This window comes from Curtobacterium sp. MCPF17_047, assembly GCF_003234045.1.
GTDB lineage: Bacteria > Actinomycetota > Actinomycetes > Actinomycetales > Microbacteriaceae > Curtobacterium.
Map to the genome: position 1 here is coordinate 139,730 of NZ_QKSF01000009.1, position 20,000 is coordinate 159,729.

Genomic DNA, 20,000 nt, shown 5'->3' on the forward strand with positions numbered 1-20,000 from the left:
CGCACGACGCAAAGGAGCATCATGACCGACACCCAGACCGACCACCGTGCCGCCATCTCGGACATCGTCCACGGTGCCCGCACGGCGCTCCTCACGACGGTGAGCGAGGACGGGCAGCTGCACGCCCGGCCGCTCGCCGTGCAGGACAAGTCCTTCCACGGCAGCCTGCGTTTCCTGGTGCAGGACGGCAGCGAGAAGGTCGAGGACATCGCCCGGAACCCGCACGTGAACGTCGCGATCGAGTCCCAGGGGGGCTACCTGTCCATCGCCGGCACGGCCACCGTCACCGAGGACCGGGCGGTCGTCGACGAACTGTGGTCGCCGTTCGCCGAGGCGTGGTTCCCGGAGGGACGCGACGATCCGTCGATCCGGCTGCTCACCGTCGAGGGCGTCTCGGTCGAGTACTGGACCCAGGACACCGGCACGGTCGGGTCGCTCGTGCAGACCCTCAAGGCGGCGCTCGGGCACCAGTCCCAGCCGGACGTCGGCAGCCACGGCACGCTCGAGGTCTAGCCGTGCGGATCCGCCCGGGCCGCAGCGGCCCGGGCGGGTGCACGTGCCGGCGCTCCGGGTACCGTCAGGGCGGCCCGAGCAGCCAGAGCACCGCGACGAACACCGGTTGCAGGACCAGCGCCCCGGCGACGAGGGTCCAGCGCATCGCCGGTCTCGCGACGAGTTCCGGCGAGCCCATCAGCGGCGCGAGCGGCATGAGCAGCCGCGGGGTCGACGCCATCGGCAGCGACACGGCGAACACGTAGAGCGCGTACCCGGCGGCGAACACGAGCGTGGTCGTCCCGAGCTTCCGAGTCGACCGGCGCGCCAACCACACCGGGTAGAGCACGAGCAGCACGACGACCATGAGCACACCGCCCACACCGAGCCACTTCGCGGTGGTCAGGAACCACGGCGACAGCGGGACGAAGTGCACCCGGCCGATGAAGTTCACCCACCAGGACATCTCTGTCGCCAGGTACGCATCGGGGCGACCGGTGGCCCAGCCGGCGATGACCGGCCACGCGGCTCCGGCGGCGGCCATCACGAGTCCGGCGACCACGACCTGGACCCGCTCGCGGACGGGGAACCCGTCGAGGCTGCGGGCGCCGGAGCGACGGGCCCCGACGTACCGGACGAGCGCGATGACGCCGAGGGTCAGGGGGATCGCGAGCGCACCAGGACGTGTGAACGAGGCGACGATCCCGAGCACGGTGAGCAACCCGTAGCGTCGTCGTTCCATGGCCAGCAGCGCCCCGAAGGTCAGCGCGAGGAACGCGGTCTCCGCGTACCCGACCTGCAGCAGGAACGACAGCGGACCGCAGGTGAAGAAGAAGACCGCCCACCGCGCCGCCGTGTCACCCGCGTGGTCCTGGACGAGTCGGTGGAGCAGGAACGTCGCGATGAGTCCGGCGATGATCGCGACGGCCGGGCCGCCGATCGTGAACGGCAGACCTGTGGAGACCGTCAGCAGGCGGATCGTGAAGGGGAACGCCGGCAGGAACGCCCATGCGTTCTGGGCGACGTGACCGGTGGCGTCGAGCGGCAGCACCGACGGGTACCCGTGCAGTGAGATCGCCTCGTAGTACTGGCCGTCCCACGAGGTCAGGAACGCCGTGAACCCGTGGTCGTTGCCCCAGAGCGCGTTGTCGGGCTGGACCCGGCTCATCAAGGGGTAGGCGACCATCAGCCACATCGTCGACAGCAGGCGTCCGACGGCCCACAGGAGCAGGACCGCCGCCCACGCCGGCATGCTGACGACCGTGTCGACGACGCGACGGCGACCCGCGGCGACCGAGCCCGTCAGGACACCGTCCGGGCGGCTCACGCGCGCGGTCCGCGGAGGTCGGGTACGGCAGACTGCACGAGGCCACGCTAGTCGGCGATCCCTGGAGAGGAGGGACGCGCGACGGTGCGGGTGTCCAGAGCGCGTGATCCGGGCCTCCCGACTGCGTCGGCCGGAACGCGAGCCGGGACGCGAGCCGGACTAGCATGCCAGGCGATGACGACGACGACAGCACGACGGACGAGCAGCACGGCGGTCGCCGTGCTCGTGGCCGGCACCTTCTTCATGGAGCTCCTGGACGGCACGATCCTGGCCACCGCGGCCCCGGCCATGGGGCGCGACCTGGGGGTCGACTCCGCAGCGGTCGGCGTCGCGATCACCGCGTACCTGGTCACCCTCGCGGTGTTCATCCCGGTCAGCGGATGGATCACCGACCGCGTCGGCTCACGGACCGTCTTCGTCGGCGCCATCGCGCTCTTCACGGTCGCGTCCGCGCTCTGCGCCGCCTCCACCGGACTCGTCGAGCTGACGCTCTGGCGGATCCTGCAGGGGCTCGGCGGCGCGCTCATGGTGCCGGTCGGGAGGCTCGTGGTGCTCCGGAGCGCCGGTCGCGACCAGCTCGTCACGGCCATCGCGATCCTCACCTGGCCGGCGCTCGCGGCTCCGGTCATCGCGCCGTTCCTCGGCGGGGTGCTCGTCGACACCCTCTCGTGGCACTGGATCTTCCTCGTCAACATCCCGCTCGGGGTGGTCGCCGTCGTCGCGGCGCTCCTGATCGTGCCGCAGGAGCGGGCGCCGGAGCGGGTGCCGTTCGACTGGCTCGGGTCGCTGCTGGCGTGCCTGGGGCTGGGGGCGCTGGTCGTCATGGCGTCGCTGCTCGCGCTCGACACCGTGCCCGTCGTACCGACCGTGCTCGCGGGCGTCGTCGGGGCGCTCTGCACCTGGCTCGCGATCCGGCACTTCCTCCGGGCCGCGCACCCGATCATGGGGCTCGGCGCGTTCCGGCTCGAGACCTTCCGGGTGTCCCACGCCGGCGGCAGCCTGTTCCGCCTGGCCGTGTCCGCCGTGCCGTTCGTGCTGCCGCTGCTGTTCCAGGACGCATGGGGGTGGACCGCGCTCGAGGCCGGGTCCGCCGTGCTCTGGGTCTTCGTCGGGAACCTCGGCATCAAGCCCGCGACCACGCCGTTCCTCCGCTGGTGGGGGTACCGGCCGGTGATCGTGGTGTCCTCGGCCGTCGCCGCACTGTCCGTCGTGGCGATGGTGTTCCTCACGCCGACGACCCCGTTCTGGCTGCTCGTCGTGCTCCTCGTCGTCAGCGGAGCCGCACGCTCGGTCGGGTTCACCGCGTACAACACCATCGCGTTCGCCGACGTCGAGCAGCCCGACATGACCGCGGCGAACACGCTGTCCTCGACGCTGCAGCAGACCGCGGCCGGGTTCGGCGTCGCCGTCGTCGCCGTCGTGCTCCGGGCCGCGGCCGGGGTCGGCGGGGAGGGGCTCGCCGGCTCCGGGCCCTACGCGGTCGCGTTCGTCGTGATCGCGGTGCTGCTGGTCGTCGCCTGCGTCGAGGGGCTCCTGATGAGCCGGACCGCGGGGGAGACGGTGCGGCCGTCGCGGCGTCTGCGAACGGGGTCGTCGGGCGTTCCGCGGAGCTGACCGAGTGTCACGGCTCGTCACCCGGCGTGCACCCGCAGGTCACGTGTCCGGGATGCGCAGCGCGCTACAGTCTCAGCAACCTGCTGCGATGCCCGAGTACCGTGACCGCGGCAGGAGAGCGGGCCGTTCAGGGCCCAGGACGGAAGGCAGCATGGCGGCGCCACACGAGCAGGGATCCACCGAACCGACCACCGCAGTCGGGCAGAGGTCCTTGCGTGTCGTGAGCTACAACCTCCGTGAGCACACCGCGAACAGCGAGCTCGCCGCCCTGGCCGAGGCCTCGCGGGCCGATGTGCTCTGCGTCCAGGAGTGCGACAGCACCGACCTCGCCACCTCGGTCGGCGGGCTGACCCTCGCCGCGTCGACCCAGGCGAACCGTCTCGGTCTCGCCATCTACAAGCGCGACGACCGCTTCGACGTGCAGGACCTCGGCATCCACTCGCTGCAGAAGTCCCTGCACGACCGGGTCCTCTCGCCCGCGCACGAGCGACTGATCGCCATGCACCTGTACGACAAGGAGGCCGAGGCCGAGGTCATCGTCGCGTCGTTCCACGCCTCGCCCCTGACCGCGACGAACTCGCTGCGCCGCAAGCAGATCGAGGCCGCGCACGACTTCGTCCGCGACCTGTCGAGCGAGGCCCCGGCGATCATGGTCGGCGACTTCAACTACCCGTGGTTCCAGACGAACCTGCGCCGGAAGATCGAGGAGTCGGGCTTCGCGCTGTCGCTCTCGGACCAGCCGACGTACCTGCGCTACCGCAAGTTCACCGGGCACTTCGACTTCGCCACGAGCGTCGGGCTGCACATCGCCGGCGTCGAGACCCTGCCCGCGGGCATCTCCGACCACCGCCCGATCCTCGTGCGCGCCGACTACGACGTGCCCGCGTCGGCTGCCGGGACGTCGTCCGCGGTCGCCTGACCCCTCGGCGTCTGCCGGACGGGAGGCGCTTGGCGTCTTCCGGACGGGAGGCGTGTGGCGGGCTGGCCGCGTGCCTCCCGTCCGGCGTCGGTTCGGCGAGGTCGCACGACGTGCCGTCGGCGTTCCGCCGGGGTCGCACGATCTGCCGCCCGGGGAGCGGTCCGGCGGCAGATCGTGCGACCTCGGCGGCGCCGGACGGGTGACGGACGCGGTGGCGGACGGGAGGCGCGTGGCGGGCTGGCCGCGTGCCTCCCGTCCGGCGTCGGTTCGGCGAGGTCGCACGACGTGCCGTCGGCGTTCCGCCGGGGTCGCACGATCTGCCGCCCGGGGAGCGGTCCGGCGGCAGATCGTGCGACCTCGGCGGCGCCGGACGGGTGACGGACGCGGTGGCGGACGGGAGGCGCGTGGCGGGCTGGCCGCGTGCCTCCCGTCCGGCGTCGGTTCGGCGAGGTCGCACGACGTGCCGTCGGCGTTCCGCCGGGGTCGCACGATCTGCCGCCCGGGGAGCGGTCCGGCGGCAGATCGTGCGACCTCGGCGGCCGACGCGGGCGGACGCACCACGCCCGGGCCGGGCGTCAGCGACGGAGCGTCGCGCGCGCCAGGCGGTTGCCGACGAACTGGCCGAGCTGCACGATCACGACGATCGCCGCGACGGACACGTAGACGACCCACCAGTCGTAGCGCTGCGACCCGTAGGTGATGGCGTACTCACCGAGCCCGCCGCCACCGACCAGCGCGCCCTGTGCGGTCATGTCGACGATGCCGATGTAGATGAACGTGTAGCCGAGGACCAGCGGTCCGAGCCCCTCGGGGATGAGCACGGTCAGCAGGATCGACACCGGGTGCGCACCGGAGGCCCGTGCCGCCTCGACGACGCCCGGATCGATCGCGAGGAGGTTCTGCTCCACGATCCGCGACACCGCGAACGCGGCCGCGAGGGAGATCGCGAACGTCACGGCGGGGACGCCGATCGTGGTCTGCACGGCGACGCGCGAGAGCGGTGCGATCGCGGCGAGGAAGATCACGAACGGGATCGGACGCACCAGGTTCACGACCAGGTTGATGGCCGTGTACGCGGTCCGGTTCGACAGCAGGTTGCCCGGCCGGGTGGCGTAGAGCAGCAGCCCGAGCGCCAGGCCGATGACGCCCGCGATGACGAGCGACACCAGGGACATGACGATCGTGTCCCGGGTGGCGGCGAGGAACACGTCGAACGTGTCGATGACGCTCTGGAACGAGTTGTTCATGCGCGTGCCTCCTCGACGACGGTGATACCGACGGACCGCAGGGCACCGACCGCCCGGTCGACGTCGGCGTCGGTCCCACCCAGTTCGTAGGTGAGCGACCCGATGCGGCGCTCGCGGATCTCGCTGACCCCGCCGAAGACGAGTTCGGCGGTGACGGTGGTGTCGCGGAACGCCTGGTCGATGCGGCCCTGCAGTCCGGCCTCGTCGGTGATCCGGACGGACACGAGGCGCCCGGGGTGGCGTTCGTGCAGCCGTGCGACGGTCTCGGCCGAGGGGCGGTCGTGCAGGGCGGTCCGGACGAAGCGCTGCGCGGCCTCGGTCGTGGGGGCGGAGAACACGTCGTAGACGTCCCCGACCTCCACCACGCGGCCCTGCTCCATCACGGCGACCCGGTCGGCGATCCGCCGGACGGCGTCCATCTCGTGGGTGATGACGATGATCGTGACGCCGAGCTCCCGGTTCACGCGGCGGAGCAGCGCGAGGACCTCGGACGTGGTCTCGGGGTCGAGGGCGCTCGTGGCCTCGTCGGCGAGCAGCAGCTCGGGGTTCGACGCGAGCGCCCGGGCGATGCCGACGCGCTGCTTCTGGCCGCCCGAAAGCTGCTCCGGGTAAGCGTACGCGCGGTCGAGCAGTCCGACGAAGTCGAGCAGTTCCGCGACGCGGCGGTCCCGTTCGGCCTTCGCGACACCGGCGACCTTCAGCGGGTACGCCACGTTGCCGGCGACCGTGCGCGAGCGGAACAGGTTGAACTGCTGGAAGACCATCCCGATGCGCCGACGGGCCTGACGGCGGTCGCGCTCGGGGATCGCGGTCAGCTCCTGCCCGGCGACGGTGACGGTGCCGGAGGTCGGGAGCTCCAGCGCGTTGACGAGTCGGACCAGCGTCGACTTGCCGGCGCCGGAGTACCCGATCACCCCGAGGACCTCGCCCTTCTGGACGTCGAGGTCGACACCCTCGACCGCGGTGACGGTCTCTCCGGTGTCGGCGCGGCGGTAACTCTTGGTGACACCGCGGAGTTCGACGAGGGCGGCCACTACTCCGCTGCTGCCTTCGCGTCCTGCTCGACCGTGGCGAGCTCGTCCTGCAGGGTGGAGGCATCCTCGTCGCGGGCGACGGCGTCCGGGTAGTCCTTCTTGAACACCTTCTGCACGGCGCTGTCCTGGAACAGGTGCGCGAGGTCCAGGTAGGTCTTGTTCGTCTTGTCCTCGTCCCGGACGGCGAAGACGTTCACGTAGGGGGCGGCCGAGGAGCTGGACGGGTCGTCGGTGAAGACCTTGTCGGAGGCGGGCAGCCCGGCGGCGGTGGCGAAGTTGTTGTTCACGACGGCGGCGGCGACGGAGCCCTGCTGCAGCGCGTTCGCGGTCTGTGAGGCGTCGAGCGGCTGCACGTCCACCTTGTGCGACTCGATGTCGTCGGTGGTCGAGAACGCGCTGCCGCCGTCCTTCAGCTCGACGAGCTTCGCGGACTGCAGGACGAGCAGGGCGCGGGCCTCGTTGATGGCGTCGTTCGGGATCGCGACCTTCGCGCCCTCGGGGATCGCCGACGGCTCGTCGTACTTCGTGGCGTAGAGGGGCAGCGGGTAGACCGCGGTCGAACCGATCGGCTGCAGGTCGTCCTTCGCGGTGACGTTGTAGTTCGCCAGGTACTGGATGTGCTGGAACTGGTTGATGTCGACCTGCCCGTCCTTCAGCGCGGGGTTCGGCAGCGAGTAGTCGGCGAAGTTGGTCAGCTTCACCGTGACGTCGAGTCGTTCCTTCGCGAGCGCCGTGTAGGTCTTCCAGTAGGGCAGCGCCTTGTCCGCGACACCGATCGTGACGGTCTGGGCCTTCCGGTCCGAGCCGGACGTCCCGGCGGCACCGGCCTGGTCGGAGCCGCCGCCGCGGACGGCGACGACCACGACGGCGATGACGATCGCGACGACGACGACGGCTGCGGCGATGATCCACCCGATCGGGCGCTTGCGCTGCGGACGGTCGGGCAGGACGGGTGCGGCGGACATGGGTGCTCCTCGTGACGGGTCGCCCTGGTGGCAGGGACGGTGCTGTGGGGGTCCCGACGCCGGGCGTCGCCCCGCGGGACAGCCACGAGTGTGCCGGGCGGGCCCCGACCGGGTCGATTCGCGTTCCGTCGTGTTACGGCGGAGGTCGCTGCGTGACGGCACGGCGTCGTCCTGAGACGTCGGTGTTCGACGACGGGCAGGCTCGGACGCGTGCGCAGCATCGAACTCGTCCTCGCTCCGGGCGCCGAACGGGCCGTCCGGGTCGCCTGGGAGGCCCTGGTCGTCGCCGACCTGCCGAGCATGGGCCGGCACACGTCCGACACGAACGCCCCGCACGTCACCCTGACGGCAGGGGAGACCCTGCCCGTGCCGTCCCACTTCGACGCGCCGCTGCCGACGAGCATCCGCCCCGCCGGTCTCCTGCTGTTCCCGGCCGGCCCCGGGCGTCACGTCCTGGGTGTGTCCGTCGTGGTCGACCGCTCGCTCGCCGTGTTCCACGAGGCGGTGCACCGGGCGGCCCCCGGCGGCGTCGACACCTCCCTGCCGGGTCGGTGGGCGCCGCACCTGACACTGGCGCGCCGCCCGCGGGACGTGGACCTGCCGCGGATGCTCGAGGTGCTCGCGTCGGTGCCGCTGCCGGAGACGCTGGACGTCGCCGGCGTCCGGCACTGGGACGGCGGGACGAAGACGGTCACGCGGCTCGTCTGACGGGCGGACCACGTGCCTCCCGGAGGCCCTGCTCAGCTCCCCAGGACCCGCTCGCCGAACGCGGACGAGAACTTGCCGTCCGGGTCGCGTCGCGCGACCAGGTCGCGGAACGCCGGGAGGTGCGGGTGGAGCGCGGCGATCGCCGCCCCGTCGAGGGAACTCATCTTCCCCCAGTGCGGACGCCCGCCGAACGGGGCGAGCCGCGCCTCCAGGTCGGGCAGGAGGGCCGCGACCTCGTCCGGGTGCTTCTGCCAGGTGAAGGCGATGCAGAGCACGTCCTCGCCCTGCGTCGGACTGAGCCAGAGGTCGTCGGCCGCCATGGTCCGCAGCTCGCAGACGTGCAGGTGCGGCTGGATCCGGTCGGCCAGGCCGCGCAACGCGTCGAGCGCGGCGGCCGCGTGCCGGAGCGGCACGAAGTGCTCGCTCTGCACCTCGGACCCGACCGAGGGCACCGACTCGATCGGGAAGTGCGGCAGGCGGTCCCACCACGGCCCGACCGAGCCGTCACGCGCGGTGTGGTGGCCGTCACCGGGGGAGCCGGGCAGACGGGGTGCGCCCAGGAGGCTCGTGGGGACCTCGACGTCGTCGGCACCGTCCGGGACGCGGGACTTCACGAGCACCTCCGACACGGTGTCGCCGAACAGCGTGTAGGCGCAGACCGAGTAGCCGGCGGCGAAGACCTGGGCGGCGGAAGCGGTGAAGGTGTCCCACGGGATCGGCCCGTAGAGGTCCTGTCGCATCCGGTAGGCGGGTTGCACGTCGACGGTGACGCGGGTGACGATGCCGAGCAGCCCGAGGTGGATCGCGGCGCCGGGCAGGTCCGGGTCGCCGCGCCGGATCGTCGTCGTGGTGCCGTCCGGGCCGATCAGCTCGAGCGCGGCCACCGCGGTGCTCAGCGAGCCGAGGGTGGTGCCGGAGCCGTGCGTGCCGGTGGCGATCGCACCGCCGAGCGAGATGTGGGGGAGGGACCCCTCGTTGTGCAGGGCGACCCCGGCGGCGTCGAGAGCGGGAGCGACCAGTCCGTACCGGGTGCCGGCACCCATCGTGGCGGTGCGGCGGTCCTCGGCGACGACCAGGTCGGTGGGCACCGCGGTGAGGTCGAGCAGCACGCCCGCGGTGTCGGCGACGTCGTTGAAGGAGTGCCGGGTACCGAGGCCGTGGATCCGCGGACTGCGGGCGACGAGTTCGGCGACGTCGTCGAGTGAGGTCGGCCGCACCACCCGCTCGGCCGTGTAGGTGACCGTGCCGGACCAGTTCAGCTCGCTCGTCGTCGACCGCATGTGCCCACGATGCCACGGCTGCGCAACGCACGACGCGCCCCCTCGGGAAGAGGGGGCGCGTCGTGTGATCCGGGTGGTCGGTGCGGTGTGTCGGGCCGCCGTCAGTGCATGGCGGGCGCGGGGGCGCCCTCCGGCGTGGCCGGCTTCCGGACCATCGCCGAGGCGATGATGCCGAGCATCGAGATCACCGCGCCGACGAGGAACGCCGAGTGCACGCCGGACGCAGTCGCCCGGGCCGTGGCCTCGGCGGCCGTCGCGGCACCCGCGACGTCGCCGTTCGTCGCCGCGGCGGTGGCGCCGAGGGTGAGCAGTGTGACGAACAGTGCCGTGCCGGCCGCGCCGGCGAGCTGCTGGGCGGTGCCGAGGACCGCGCTGCCGTGCGAGTACAGGCGCGGCGGGAGCCCGCCGAGCGCAGCGGTGAACAGCGGCGTGAAGGTCAGCGCCAGGCCCAGGCTCAGCACGATGTGCGCGACGAGGACGAACGTGACGCTGGTGTCCGCGGTGACCGTCGAGAGCGCCCAGAGCACGGCGCTGATGATGACCGACCCGGGGATGAGCAGCATGCGCGGCCCGTGCCGGTCGTAGATGCGACCGACGATCGGGGACAGCAGCCCCATCAGCAGACCACCGGGGAGCAGCAGGAGTCCGACCTGCAGGACCTCGAGGCCGAGCACGCGCTCCAGGTAGATCGGCAGCAGGATCAGCGTGCCGAACATCGCCATGAAGCTGATCGCCATCGCGACGATCGGGATCGTGAAGCCCTTCGTGCTGAAGGTGCGCAGGTCGAGCAGTGCGGCGTCGCGGCGCTGCAGACGGGTCTGGCGGACGATGAACACCGCCAGGGCGACGAACCCGACGACGAGCGAGCCGATCGGCAGTCCGTACCCGGTGTCGCCGGCCTCGCCGATGCTCGACAGGCCGTAGACGATCCCACCGAACGCGAAGGCCGAGAGGACCACCGAGAACACGTCGATCGCGGACCTGCGCGGGGTCGAGACGTTCCGGACCTTCAGCATGCCGAGCACCAGGGCGGCGAGTGCGATCGGCAGGACGAAGCCGAACAGCCAGCGCCACGAGAACGCGTTGAGGATGAGACCGGAGATCGTCGGGCCGATCGCGGGGGCGACCGAGATGACGATCGAGATGTTGCCCATCACACGGCCGCGGTGGGCCGGCTCGATGAGGGTCAGGACGGTGGTCATGAGCAGCGGCATCATGATCGCGGTGCCGCTCGCCTGCACGATGCGCCCGATGAGCAGCATCGTGAAGCCGGGGGCCAGCAGTGCGATCAGCGTCCCGGCGGAGAACAGGCTCATCGCCCAGACGAACACCGGACGGGTGTTGAAGCGCTGCAGCAGGAAACCGGTGATCGGGATCACGACGGCCATGGTGAGCAGGAAGCCGGTGGTCAGCCACTGTCCGGTCGCGGCGCTGATGCCGAGGTCGTCCATGAGTCGCGGCAGCGCCACGCCCATGATCGTCTCGTTGAGGATGACGACGAACGCCGAGACGAGCAGCAGCCCGATCACGAGGCGGTTGCCCGCGGGGGAGGACTCTTCGACGGACCCGGTGCGGGGTGCGGAGTCGACGGCCTGGGTCAAGGGGGCTCCTGGTGTCTTCGTGGTGTGACGGTTGACCCACGACGGGTGGGTACCGAGGCTGCAAGAGCTGACAGGACCACGGCATTCCCGACTGCTGCCGAACGCGGGGTGAACTCCGCGTGTCGCTCGCGTCAGTGCAGGATGCGGAAGCCGTCGTCCTCGCCGAGCGGGGCGACCTCGCGGACGGCCACGTCGGTGACGGTCGCCGAGGGCGGACCGGAGCGGAGCATCACGACGAGGGCGTCGACCGCGGGGCCGGGGCCCTCCGCCTCGACCTCGACGGTGCCGTCGAACAGGTTCCGTGCGTACCCGACGAGTTCGAGTCCGTCGGCCTTCCGTGCCGTCCAGTACCGGAACCCGACGCCCTGCACGGTCCCGGTCACGACGGCGTGCTTCCTCGTGGTGCTGCCCATGGCCCGATGCTACGAGCGACGTGTTACCCGGGCGTCACGGCTGCGTTCCGGTCCGGTGACCATCGTGATACGGTCATCAGTACCCGAACAGTTCGGGTCAGAATGACCATAACAACCAGGAGCAGTGATGGGCGACACCGGGATCCGGCTCGCGGTCTCGACCGTCATCGTCGCGCTCCGCCCGCACCCCGACACCGGCGTCCCCGCGCTGTGGATGCCGCTGGTCCGTCGCGTCGCCGAGCCGTTCGAGGGTTCCTGGGCGCTGCCCGGTGGCTGGGTCGGGTCGGACGAGGGGCTCGACGACTCGGCCGCCGCGCGCCTCCGCGAGACGACCAAGGTGCAGCCGCGGTACCTCGAGCAGCTCTACGCGTTCGGGGCCGTCGACCGTTCGCCGAGCCGGGTGGTCTCGGTCGTCTACTGGGCACTCGTGCACCCGGACGAGGCGAACGTCGTGCCGGACGACTGGAACGTGCGGTGGTTCCTCGCCGACGAGCACCCGCCGCTGGCGTTCGACCACGACCGCATCGTCGAGTACGCGCTCTGGCGACTGCGCAACAAGATGTCGTACTCCCGGATCGCACAGGCGTTCCTCGGCGACCGGTTCACGCTCGCCGAACTCCGTGGCGTGTACGAGGCGGTGCTCGGGCAGACGCTGGACCCCGCGAACTTCCGACGGCAGGTCGCCCAGAGCGACGCGGTCCTGCCGACCGACGAGACCACGAGCGGCGGGCGGCACCGACCGGCCCGGCTGTACCGCTCGAACCCCGACCTGTCGTACGCGGACAACGGCCCGCTGACGACCCGCTGACATCCGACCCCCACCTGAGACGGGAACCGCCGTGTCCATCGCGACCACCATCGAACTGATCTCCAACGGCCGGGCTGCCGGCGCCACCTGCACGCCGGACCTCGCGGCGCCGACCTGGGACTTCGACACCGTCCCCGGCTACGGCCCCGGTTCGTCGATGTCCGACGTCATACCGACCTCGGCCCCGCGGCAGGGCGTGATCCCGGACGAGTACCGGAACGCCCCGGACGACGAACTGCACGAGCGCATCGAACGGGCGAAGGCGACGCTGGGGGACCGGGTGGTCGTCCTCGGGCACTTCTACCAGCGGGACGAGGTCGTCCGGCACGCGGACTTCCTCGGTGACTCGTTCCAGCTCGCCAACGCGGCGTTGACGAAGCCCGACGCCGAGGCGATCGTGTTCTGCGGCGTGCACTTCATGGCGGAGACGGCCGACATCCTGGCGCGGGACGACCAGCGGGTGATCCTGCCGAACCTGGCCGCCGGCTGCTCGATGGCGGACATGGCCGACATCGACAGCGTCGAGGCCGCCTGGGCCGAGCTCGAGGCGCTCTACGGCACCGAGCCGGACGCCGACGGCCGCGTGCCGGTCATCCCGGTCACGTACATGAACTCCGCTGCGGACCTCAAGGCGTTCTGCGGGCGGAACGGCGGCATCGTCTGCACGTCCTCGAACGCCGCCACCGTGCTCGAGTGGGCGTTCGAGCGGGGGCAGCGCGTGCTGTTCTTCCCGGACCAGCACCTGGGCCGGAACACCGCGAAGGCGATGGGCATCAGCACCGACCGGATGCCGATGTGGAACCCGCGGCTGCCCGGCGGCGGCAACACCGCGGCGGACCTGCTCGCGGCGGAGGTCGTCCTGTGGCACGGCTTCTGCTCGGTGCACCGGCGCTTCACCGTGGACCAGATCGAGCAGGCTCGCCGGGATCACCCGGGCGTCCAGGTCATCGTGCACCCGGAGTGCCCGATGGCCGTCGTCGACGCGGCCGACGTCGCGGGCAGCACGGACCTGATCCGGAAGACCGTCGCTGCCGCCACCGAACCGACGACCTTCGCGATCGGCACCGAGATCAACATGGTGAACCGCCTGGCGGCCGAGTACCCGCAGCACACGATCTTCTGCCTGGACCCGGTCGTCTGCCCCTGCTCGACCATGTACCGGATCCACCCGGGGTACCTGGCGTGGGTGCTCGAGGCGCTCGTCCGCGGTGAGGTCCTCAACGAGATCGTGGTGCCCGCCGCCGTGCAGGTCGACGCGAAGGTCGCCCTCGAGCGGATGCTCGCGGCCAAGCCCCGCCCCCTCGCCGGCCAGCGGGACCCCGGTCCAGCCGCCACGGGACCGACTGTCACCGGCCCGACCACCACCGGCCCGGCCACGACCACGGACGCGCGGGCCTGAGGATGCACGTCGTCGTCGTCGGGTCCGGCATCGCCGGCCTCACCGCCGCCATCCGGGCCAGCGCCCGGCACGACGTCACCCTCGTCACGAAGGGCGCCCTCGCCGACGGTGCCACCGCGCGCGCCCAGGGTGGCATCGCGGTGGCGCTCGGGGCGGACGACTCCGCCGCCCTGCACGAGCACGACACCCACGTCGCTGCGGCGGGCAGTGCCGACGCCCGTGCCGTGGACGTCCTCTGCACCGACGGCCCGGCCCGCGTCCAGGACCTGCTCGCGCTCGGCGTGCCCTTCGACCGCAGCACCGACCCGGAGACCCTCGACCGCTACGGGGACGACCTGGCCCGCGGGCGGGAGGCCGCGCACGCCCGCTGGCGGGTGCTGCACGCGGACGGCGACGCGACCGGGGCCGCGGTGGAGCGGACGCTCGTCGCCGCCCTGCACCGTCGGCACGTCACGATCCTCGAGCGCACCTGCCTCACCGACCTCGTCGTGCGGGACGGCCAGGTCGTCGGCGTCGAGGTCCTGGACCTGCTCGGCGAACCCCGACGGCTCGACGCCGACGCCGTGCTGATCGCCTCCGGGGGCGCCGGGCACCTGTACCGCGAGACGACGAACCCCCTGGTCGCGACCGGCGACGGCACGGCCGCGGCCTGGCGCGCGGGAGCCGTGCTCGCCGACCTGGAGTTCGTCCAGTTCCACCCGACCCGGCTCGCGGTCCCGGACGGCGGCCTGGTGTCCGAGGCCGTCCGCGGCGAGGGGGCCGTCCTCCGCGACGCGACCGGTCACCGGTTCATGACCGACGTCCACCCCGAGGCCGAGCTCGCCCCGCGGGACGTCGTCGCACGCGGCATCGCGGCTGCCATGCGATCGCAAGGAGGCCGACCCGTCCTTCTCGACGCGACCGGCCTCGACGCCGACTTCCTCGTCCGCCGCTTCCCGGGGCTCACCCGCGACACCCGGGCGGCCGGCTTCGACTGGACCCGCGAGGGCGTCCCCGTCGCCCCGGCCGCGCACTACGCGATGGGCGGGATCGCGACGGACACGGAGGGCCGCACGAGCCTCCCGGGTCTCCTCGCGGTCGGCGAGGCCGCCTGCACCGGGGTCCACGGCGCGAACCGGCTGGCCTCGAACTCGCTGCTCGAAGGGCTCGTCTTCGCGGTCCGCGCGGCGGACGCGCTCGGGGCACCCCGACCCGGTCGACTCCGGCTGCGCGGCGACGCGACGCTCGTCCCGACCGTCGTCCGGTCGGGCGGCGACCGGACGGGAGGCCCGGCCCGGCTCGATCCCGGCACCTCCGTCCGGCAGTCGCTGCAGTCCGTCATGACCGACCACGTCGGCCTGCTCCGCGACGCGATCGGGCTCGCCGGGGCCCGCGCTGCCCTGGCCGCACTGTCCGCCCCCGCCCCGACCACCGTCCGGGACGCCGAGGACCGCGCGCTGCTCGACCTCGCCCGGCTCACCGCCCTCGCGGCCGAGGCCCGCACGGAGTCCCGCGGCGCTCACGCGCGCACCGACCACCCGGAGACCGACCCGACCGCACCCGTGACGATCGCCTGGGTCATGGCGACGCCCGCGCCCACCGGCACCGCCAGGCCCACCGGTACCGCCACGCTGGAGCCCCTCCGACCGTCCGCCCGACAGGGAGCACTCGCATGACCGGCACGACACCAGCCAGCCCGACACCAGCCAGCACGACGCCCACCACCACCGCGTCACCGACCGCGGCCGCCCTCGACCCCGGCACGATCCCGCCGCACGCGCTCCGCCGGGTCATCGACACCGCCCTGGAGGAGGACGCCCCCTGGGGTGACGTCACGAGCGAGACGCTGATCCCCGCCTCGGCCACCGCGACCGCGACCCTGGCCGCCCGCGAACCCGGCGTGCTGGCGGGCGGGGACGTGTTCGTCGCGGTGATGCACGCCGTCGACCCGGGCCTCGTCGTCGCGCTCGCGCTCCGCGACGGTGCGGCCTTCGGCGCCGGGGACGTCATCGCGAGCGTCACCGGCTCGGCGCGTTCGGTGCTCCGGGCCGAGCGGGTGGCGCTCAATCTGGTGCAGCGGATGTCCGGCATCGCCACGCTGACCGCGCGCTACGTCGACGCGACCGTCGGCACGGGGGCGCGGATCGTCGACACCCGGAAGACGACGCCCGGGCTCCGCGCCCTCGAACGGCACGCGGTCCGCTGCGGCGGCGGTCACAACCACCGCACGTCGCTGTCCGACGCGGTGCTCGCGAAGGACAACCACCTGGCGGTGCTGCTCGCCGAGGGCGTCGGCATCGGGGACGCGATCCGTGCCGCCCGAGCCCGGCTCGGACACACCGTGCACCTCGAGGTGGAGGTCGACCGCATCGACCAGATCGAACCCGTCGTCAGTGCAGGCGTCGACACGATCATGCTCGACAACTTCACGGTGCCGATGCTGCAGGAAGGCGTCGCACTCGTGGCCGGCCGGGCGCTCGTCGAGGCCTCGGGTGGTGTGTCGCTCGACACGGTCGCCGCGATCGCCGCCACCGGCGTCGACATCGTCTCGGTCGGTGCCCTGACCCACTCGGCGCGCGCGCTCGACCTCGGGCTCGACGTCGACGTCGACGTCTGAGGGCGGCCGTGTTCTACCTCGACCGCGCCGCGACCACGCCGGTCCGTCGCGAGGTCCTCGAGGCGATGTGGCCCTACCTGACCGGGACCTTCGGCAACCCGTCGTCGACCCACGGCATCGGGGACGCCGCCGCCCGGGGCCTGGCCGGCGCACGGTCGGTCGTCGCCGGAGCGCTCGGCTGTCGTCCGGGCGAGGTCGTCTTCACCAGCGGCGGCACCGAGGGTGCGAACACCGCGGTCAAGGGGATCGCGCTCGCCGCACCCCGCGGCCGCCACGTCGTCACGAGCGCCGTCGAGCACGAGGCCGTCCTCGAGAGCTGCCGTTACCTGGAACGGTTCCACGGCTTCGACGTGACGGTGCTCCCCGTGGAGCCGGACGGCACGGTGGCGCCGGAGACCCTGCGTGCCGCCCTCCGACCGGACACCACGCTGGTCTCGATCGCGCACGCCGACAACGAGATCGGCACGGTACAGGACGTCCCCCGACTCGCCGCGATCGCCCACGAGGTCGGCGCTCGCTTCCACACCGACGCCGTGCAGTCCGCCCCGTGGCTGCCCGTCGGGCTCGACGTCCTGGGTGTCGACGCGGTCTCGGTGTCGGGGCACAAGCTCGGCGCGACGAAGGGGACCGGTGCCCTCGCCGTCCGTTCAGGCGTCCGGTTCGAACCGCTCGTCCACGGCGGGGGACAGGAGCGCGGACGGCGTTCGGGCACCGAGGACGTCGCGGGTGCGGTCGGCCTCGCCGCGGCCTGGAGGGCCGTGCTCGCCGAGCGGGACACAGCCGCAGCGCACGCGTCGGCCGTCCGTGACGTCGTCGTCGCCGGGGTGCTCGACCGGGTGCCGGGTGCGCTCCTCACCGGATCGGCCGACCACCGCCTGCCGGGACACGCCTCCTTCTGCTTCCCGGGCGTGCACGGCGAGACGGTGCTGCTCGCACTGGAACGACGGGACGTGGTGTCGTCCTCGGGCAGCGCCTGTGCCGCCGGCAGCACCGAGGCCTCGCACGTGCTGCTGGCACTGGGCCTCCCGGAGGACCTGGCGCGCTCCGCCGTCCGGTTGACGTTCGACGCGTCCCTCACGACGGACGACGCGACGGTCGTCGTGGAGGCCGTGGTCGACGCCGTCACGGCGGTCCGGTCCCTCGCCTGACCTGGTGTACTAGACGTTCTACTCCATGTCTGGGGCCGTGTCCCCCCTATTGCGGACACGCGCGGTCGTCCAGAGTGGAGGCATGGCGAACGCGACGACCTCATCGGTGACGCAGGGCGACCGCTTCCGAGCGGTCCAGCTCCTGCCCGCACCGGCGACGGTCCTGGCGCTCGCCGTCGGTTCCGGGCACGGCCTCGACGCCGGCCCGCTCGCGGTCGTCGCCGCGGTCGGTGTGCTCGCGACGCTCGCCAGCGCGCTCCTGCCCGCGCAGCTCGCGCGGGCCGGTCGCCCGATGCCGGTGCCGTCCGAATCCGATCGGTACCGGGGAGACCGGGACCGGAACTGACCTCGAGACCTGCACCGCCCCTCCCGGCGGTGCGCTGGACCGGACGCGACCCCTGATACGCGTCCGGCCGGGACACCGGCCCCTGCCGGACCGTCCCGGAACGACCGGGTCCGCCGTGGCCTTCGGGACCATCGACCCCTGAACGATGCGTCCCGTTCCCCCTGAGGTGCGGCGGGCCCGGTCCCGCTCAAGCGGTCGTGCGGTGCTCCACGGTGCCCGGCCAGAGGTAGTCCAGGTCGTCCGGCACGTCGGGGAAGAGCGGGCGGTAGTGCTCCGGCGCCTTCTGCACGAGCTTCGACCGGTGTGACAGGTGCACACGCTCGTCGGTGTTCCACGAGGGCACCTCGAAGTCGCCGCGCTCGTACGCCTCCAGGTCCTCGGGGACGAGCGCCAGGTCCGCCAGGGTCTTCTCGAGACAGGTGTCCGCGTGCCCGCGCTCGAGCCACACCCGGCACGTGGCGTCCTGGTACGCCATCAGCGCCGGCCGGAAGCCCCGCCACATCGCGGTGACCGGGTGGTGCTGCCAGCCGTAGTCCGGCAGCGTCAGGGCCCGCATCACCTGCAGGGTCTCGACCCGCTGCTTGCCGAGGCGCTTGTCGTCGAGGACCTCGGCGGAGGCGCGGAAGTCGGCGAACGGCAGGAAGGTCTGCATCTGCCGGACGGTACGCCGGAGTGCCCGGGAGTGCCCGGGTCGTCGCAGCGACACATGTCGTCACATCGTCACCGGGCCCGACGGGGCGTGTGAGCATCGACGGCATGAGCAGTTCCCTCGTCGTCGGGGTCAGCGGCAGCCCGTCCGACCCGTCCCGCACCTCGACCCTCGTCGCCGCGACCGTCGACCGGCTCGCCGCCGAGCTGCCGGACGCCGAGACCGTCCTCGTCGAGATCGGTCCGCTCCTGGCGGACCTCGGTGCGGCCGTCGACCGGGAGCACATGTCCGCCGCCACCCGCGCCGCGCTCGAGGCGGTCGAGGCGGCGGACGTGCTGGTCGTCGGGAGTCCGGCCTTCCGCGCCGCGTACTCCGGCGCGTTCAAGCTCTTCTTCGACTGGATCGGGCAGTACGACCTGGTCGACACCCCGGTGCTGCTCACCGCGACCGGGGGCAGCGACCGGCACGCACTCCTCGTCGAGCACCAGATGCGCCCGCTGTTCGGCTTCTTCCAGTCGACGACGCTGCCGCTGGCGGTGTTCGGCAACGAACGGGACTTCGACAAGCGCGTCGGGGGCTACGACATCGCGAGCATCGACCTCGAGCTGCGGATCGACCAGGCCGTCCGTCGGGCGCTGCCGATCATCCGCGGCGGGTTCGTGGCTGCGGGCGTCGACGAGGTGCGGCGGCCCGCGGAGTTCTGACGGGCCTCCCGCCCGATCGCCGGCGTGGGCGGCGCACGTGTCCCCGAGACGCCCCCGCGTGCCCGAGACACCCCTGCGTGCCCGAGACGTCCCGTCTGGCCGAGACGCCCCCGTGTGCCCGAGACGCCGCGATGGCGTCGAGGCGCCGCGGTACCCGGCGGCGTCTCGACGGCAACGCGGCGTCTCGGATCGACGCCGACGTCTCGCGCCGGCGTCTCGCGCCGGCGCCTCACCGCGGCGTCAGCCGCGCAGGAGCGCCGCGACGTGGGCGACGGCCAGGCGGTACCCGTCCGCGCCAGCACCGGCGATGACCGCCGTCGCGGCCGTGGCGACGTGGTCGACGTGCCGGAACGGCTCGCGCTTCCACGTGTTGGACAGGTGCACCTCGACCACGGGGACGCTCAGCGCCTCGACCGCGTCGTGCAGTGCCACCGACGTGTGCGCGTACGCGGCGGGGTTGATGACGACGCCTGCGAAGTCGTCGAGCGCCTCGTGCAGCCACTCGACGAGCTCGCCCTCGCGGTTGCTCTGTCGGAAGTCGGCCTCGAGCTCGTGCACCGCGGCCTCGGTGTGGACGATCGCCTCGATCTCGGCGAGCGTCACCGTGCCGTACTGCTCCGGGTCGCGTCGGCCGAGGATGTCCAGGTTCGGGCCGTTGAGGACGAGGATGCGCATGCGCCGAGCCTAGCGAGCGACCCGAGCACGCGATCGCGCGGGATGCATGCCTCGGCTATGTGAACGGTCACACGC

The 20,000-nt window shown here is 72.5% G+C and carries 20 protein-coding genes; 11 read left to right on the plus strand and 9 right to left on the minus strand.

The features are described from left to right. Window positions 1–21 precede the first annotated feature (21 nt). Entirely contained in the window at window positions 22–513 is a 492-nt protein-coding gene (locus DEJ33_RS11040) for a pyridoxamine 5'-phosphate oxidase family protein (protein ID WP_111079322.1), read from the plus strand. Between the two features lie 64 nt (window positions 514–577). Here DEJ33_RS11040 and DEJ33_RS11045 read toward each other — a convergent pair whose 3' ends face one another. Further along, window positions 578–1,819: a hypothetical protein gene (locus DEJ33_RS11045; RefSeq protein WP_111194977.1), complete on the minus strand. Its 1,242-nt coding sequence runs from the start codon at window positions 1,817–1,819 to the stop codon at window positions 578–580. Between the two features lie 174 nt (window positions 1,820–1,993). On the opposite strand from DEJ33_RS11045, the gene DEJ33_RS11050 reads away from it, so the two are divergent. Both DEJ33_RS11050 and DEJ33_RS11055 read left to right on the plus strand, forming a co-directional pair. Beyond that, window positions 1,994–3,433 (plus strand): MFS transporter, encoded by a 1,440-nt coding sequence (locus DEJ33_RS11050; RefSeq protein ID WP_111194978.1) that lies wholly within the window; start codon window positions 1,994–1,996, stop codon window positions 3,431–3,433. Window positions 3,434–3,644: 211 nt separating this feature from the next. Then, window positions 3,645–4,352 carry an endonuclease/exonuclease/phosphatase family protein gene (locus DEJ33_RS11055; protein ID WP_258374667.1) on the plus strand — a complete coding sequence of 236 codons (708 nt, stop codon included), beginning with the start codon at window positions 3,645–3,647 and terminating at the stop codon, window positions 4,350–4,352. Between the two features lie 575 nt (window positions 4,353–4,927). Here the strand turns inward: DEJ33_RS11055 and DEJ33_RS11060 are convergent. From DEJ33_RS11060 to DEJ33_RS11070, 3 genes are read right to left on the minus strand one after another with little or no spacing between them, the layout of a single operon-like run. Continuing rightward, window positions 4,928–5,599 carry a methionine ABC transporter permease gene (locus DEJ33_RS11060; RefSeq protein WP_111194979.1) on the minus strand — a complete coding sequence of 224 codons (672 nt, stop codon included), beginning with the start codon at window positions 5,597–5,599 and terminating at the stop codon, window positions 4,928–4,930. Further along, window positions 5,596–6,633 carry a methionine ABC transporter ATP-binding protein gene (locus DEJ33_RS11065; protein WP_111194980.1) on the minus strand — a complete coding sequence of 346 codons (1,038 nt, stop codon included), beginning with the start codon at window positions 6,631–6,633 and terminating at the stop codon, window positions 5,596–5,598. Before DEJ33_RS11065 ends, DEJ33_RS11060 begins: the two co-directional genes overlap by 4 nt. Beyond that, window positions 6,633–7,598 (minus strand): MetQ/NlpA family ABC transporter substrate-binding protein, encoded by a 966-nt coding sequence (locus tag DEJ33_RS11070; RefSeq protein WP_111194981.1) that lies wholly within the window; start codon window positions 7,596–7,598, stop codon window positions 6,633–6,635. The genes DEJ33_RS11065 and DEJ33_RS11070 overlap by 1 nt, the downstream gene beginning before the upstream one ends. A gap of 210 nt (window positions 7,599–7,808) precedes the next feature. Here DEJ33_RS11070 and DEJ33_RS11075 point away from each other — a divergent pair, with 210 nt between their 5' ends. Further along, window positions 7,809–8,306: a 2'-5' RNA ligase family protein gene (locus DEJ33_RS11075; RefSeq protein ID WP_111194982.1), complete on the plus strand. Its 498-nt coding sequence runs from the start codon at window positions 7,809–7,811 to the stop codon at window positions 8,304–8,306. A gap of 32 nt (window positions 8,307–8,338) precedes the next feature. On the opposite strand, the gene DEJ33_RS11080 is transcribed toward DEJ33_RS11075, so the two are convergent. The 3 genes from DEJ33_RS11080 to DEJ33_RS11090 form a co-directional block, all read right to left on the minus strand. After that, a complete protein-coding gene (locus DEJ33_RS11080; protein ID WP_111194983.1) occupies window positions 8,339–9,586 on the minus strand; it encodes a D-arabinono-1,4-lactone oxidase in 1,248 nt (415 codons plus the stop codon). A 101-nt stretch (window positions 9,587–9,687) separates the two neighbouring features. Beyond that, window positions 9,688–11,187, minus strand: a complete 1,500-nt coding sequence (locus tag DEJ33_RS11085) for an MDR family MFS transporter (protein ID WP_111194984.1) — start codon at window positions 11,185–11,187, stop codon at window positions 9,688–9,690. 131 nt (window positions 11,188–11,318) lie between these two features. Beyond that, on the minus strand, window positions 11,319–11,600 hold the full coding sequence (locus DEJ33_RS11090; RefSeq protein ID WP_111044419.1) for an acylphosphatase: 282 nt from the start codon (window positions 11,598–11,600) through the stop codon (window positions 11,319–11,321). 127 nt (window positions 11,601–11,727) lie between these two features. Here DEJ33_RS11090 and DEJ33_RS11095 point away from each other — a divergent pair, with 127 nt between their 5' ends. From DEJ33_RS11095 to DEJ33_RS11120, 6 genes are all read left to right on the plus strand, one after another. Continuing rightward, on the plus strand, window positions 11,728–12,408 hold the full coding sequence (locus DEJ33_RS11095; RefSeq protein ID WP_111079312.1) for an NUDIX domain-containing protein: 681 nt from the start codon (window positions 11,728–11,730) through the stop codon (window positions 12,406–12,408). A 31-nt stretch (window positions 12,409–12,439) separates the two neighbouring features. Continuing rightward, window positions 12,440–13,807, plus strand: a complete 1,368-nt coding sequence (gene nadA / locus DEJ33_RS11100) for a quinolinate synthase NadA (protein ID WP_258374651.1) — start codon at window positions 12,440–12,442, stop codon at window positions 13,805–13,807. Between the two features lie 2 nt (window positions 13,808–13,809). Continuing rightward, on the plus strand, window positions 13,810–15,462 hold the full coding sequence (gene nadB / locus DEJ33_RS11105) for an L-aspartate oxidase (protein ID WP_111079311.1): 1,653 nt from the start codon (window positions 13,810–13,812) through the stop codon (window positions 15,460–15,462). Continuing rightward, complete coding sequence (gene nadC / locus DEJ33_RS11110; RefSeq protein ID WP_111079310.1) at window positions 15,459–16,403, plus strand: carboxylating nicotinate-nucleotide diphosphorylase; 945 nt, start codon at window positions 15,459–15,461, stop codon at window positions 16,401–16,403. The genes nadB and nadC overlap by 4 nt, the downstream gene beginning before the upstream one ends. A gap of 8 nt (window positions 16,404–16,411) precedes the next feature. Then, a complete protein-coding gene (locus DEJ33_RS11115; RefSeq protein WP_111079309.1) occupies window positions 16,412–17,551 on the plus strand; it encodes a cysteine desulfurase family protein in 1,140 nt (379 codons plus the stop codon). Window positions 17,552–17,633: 82 nt separating this feature from the next. Further along, on the plus strand, window positions 17,634–17,897 hold the full coding sequence (locus DEJ33_RS11120) for a hypothetical protein (protein WP_111079308.1): 264 nt from the start codon (window positions 17,634–17,636) through the stop codon (window positions 17,895–17,897). 187 nt (window positions 17,898–18,084) lie between these two features. On the opposite strand, the gene DEJ33_RS11125 is transcribed toward DEJ33_RS11120, so the two are convergent. After that, on the minus strand, window positions 18,085–18,549 hold the full coding sequence (locus DEJ33_RS11125) for an MSMEG_6728 family protein (RefSeq protein ID WP_110902572.1): 465 nt from the start codon (window positions 18,547–18,549) through the stop codon (window positions 18,085–18,087). 104 nt (window positions 18,550–18,653) lie between these two features. Here DEJ33_RS11125 and DEJ33_RS11130 point away from each other — a divergent pair, with 104 nt between their 5' ends. After that, a complete protein-coding gene (locus tag DEJ33_RS11130) occupies window positions 18,654–19,250 on the plus strand; it encodes an NAD(P)H-dependent oxidoreductase (protein WP_181432939.1) in 597 nt (198 codons plus the stop codon). Between the two features lie 240 nt (window positions 19,251–19,490). Here the strand turns inward: DEJ33_RS11130 and aroQ are convergent, their stop codons facing one another. Continuing rightward, the gene (aroQ, locus tag DEJ33_RS11135; RefSeq protein ID WP_111079306.1) at window positions 19,491–19,925 is read right to left on the minus strand and encodes a type II 3-dehydroquinate dehydratase; all 435 of its coding nucleotides are present in this window, start codon (window positions 19,923–19,925) and stop codon (window positions 19,491–19,493) included. Window positions 19,926–20,000: the final 75 nt, after the last annotated feature.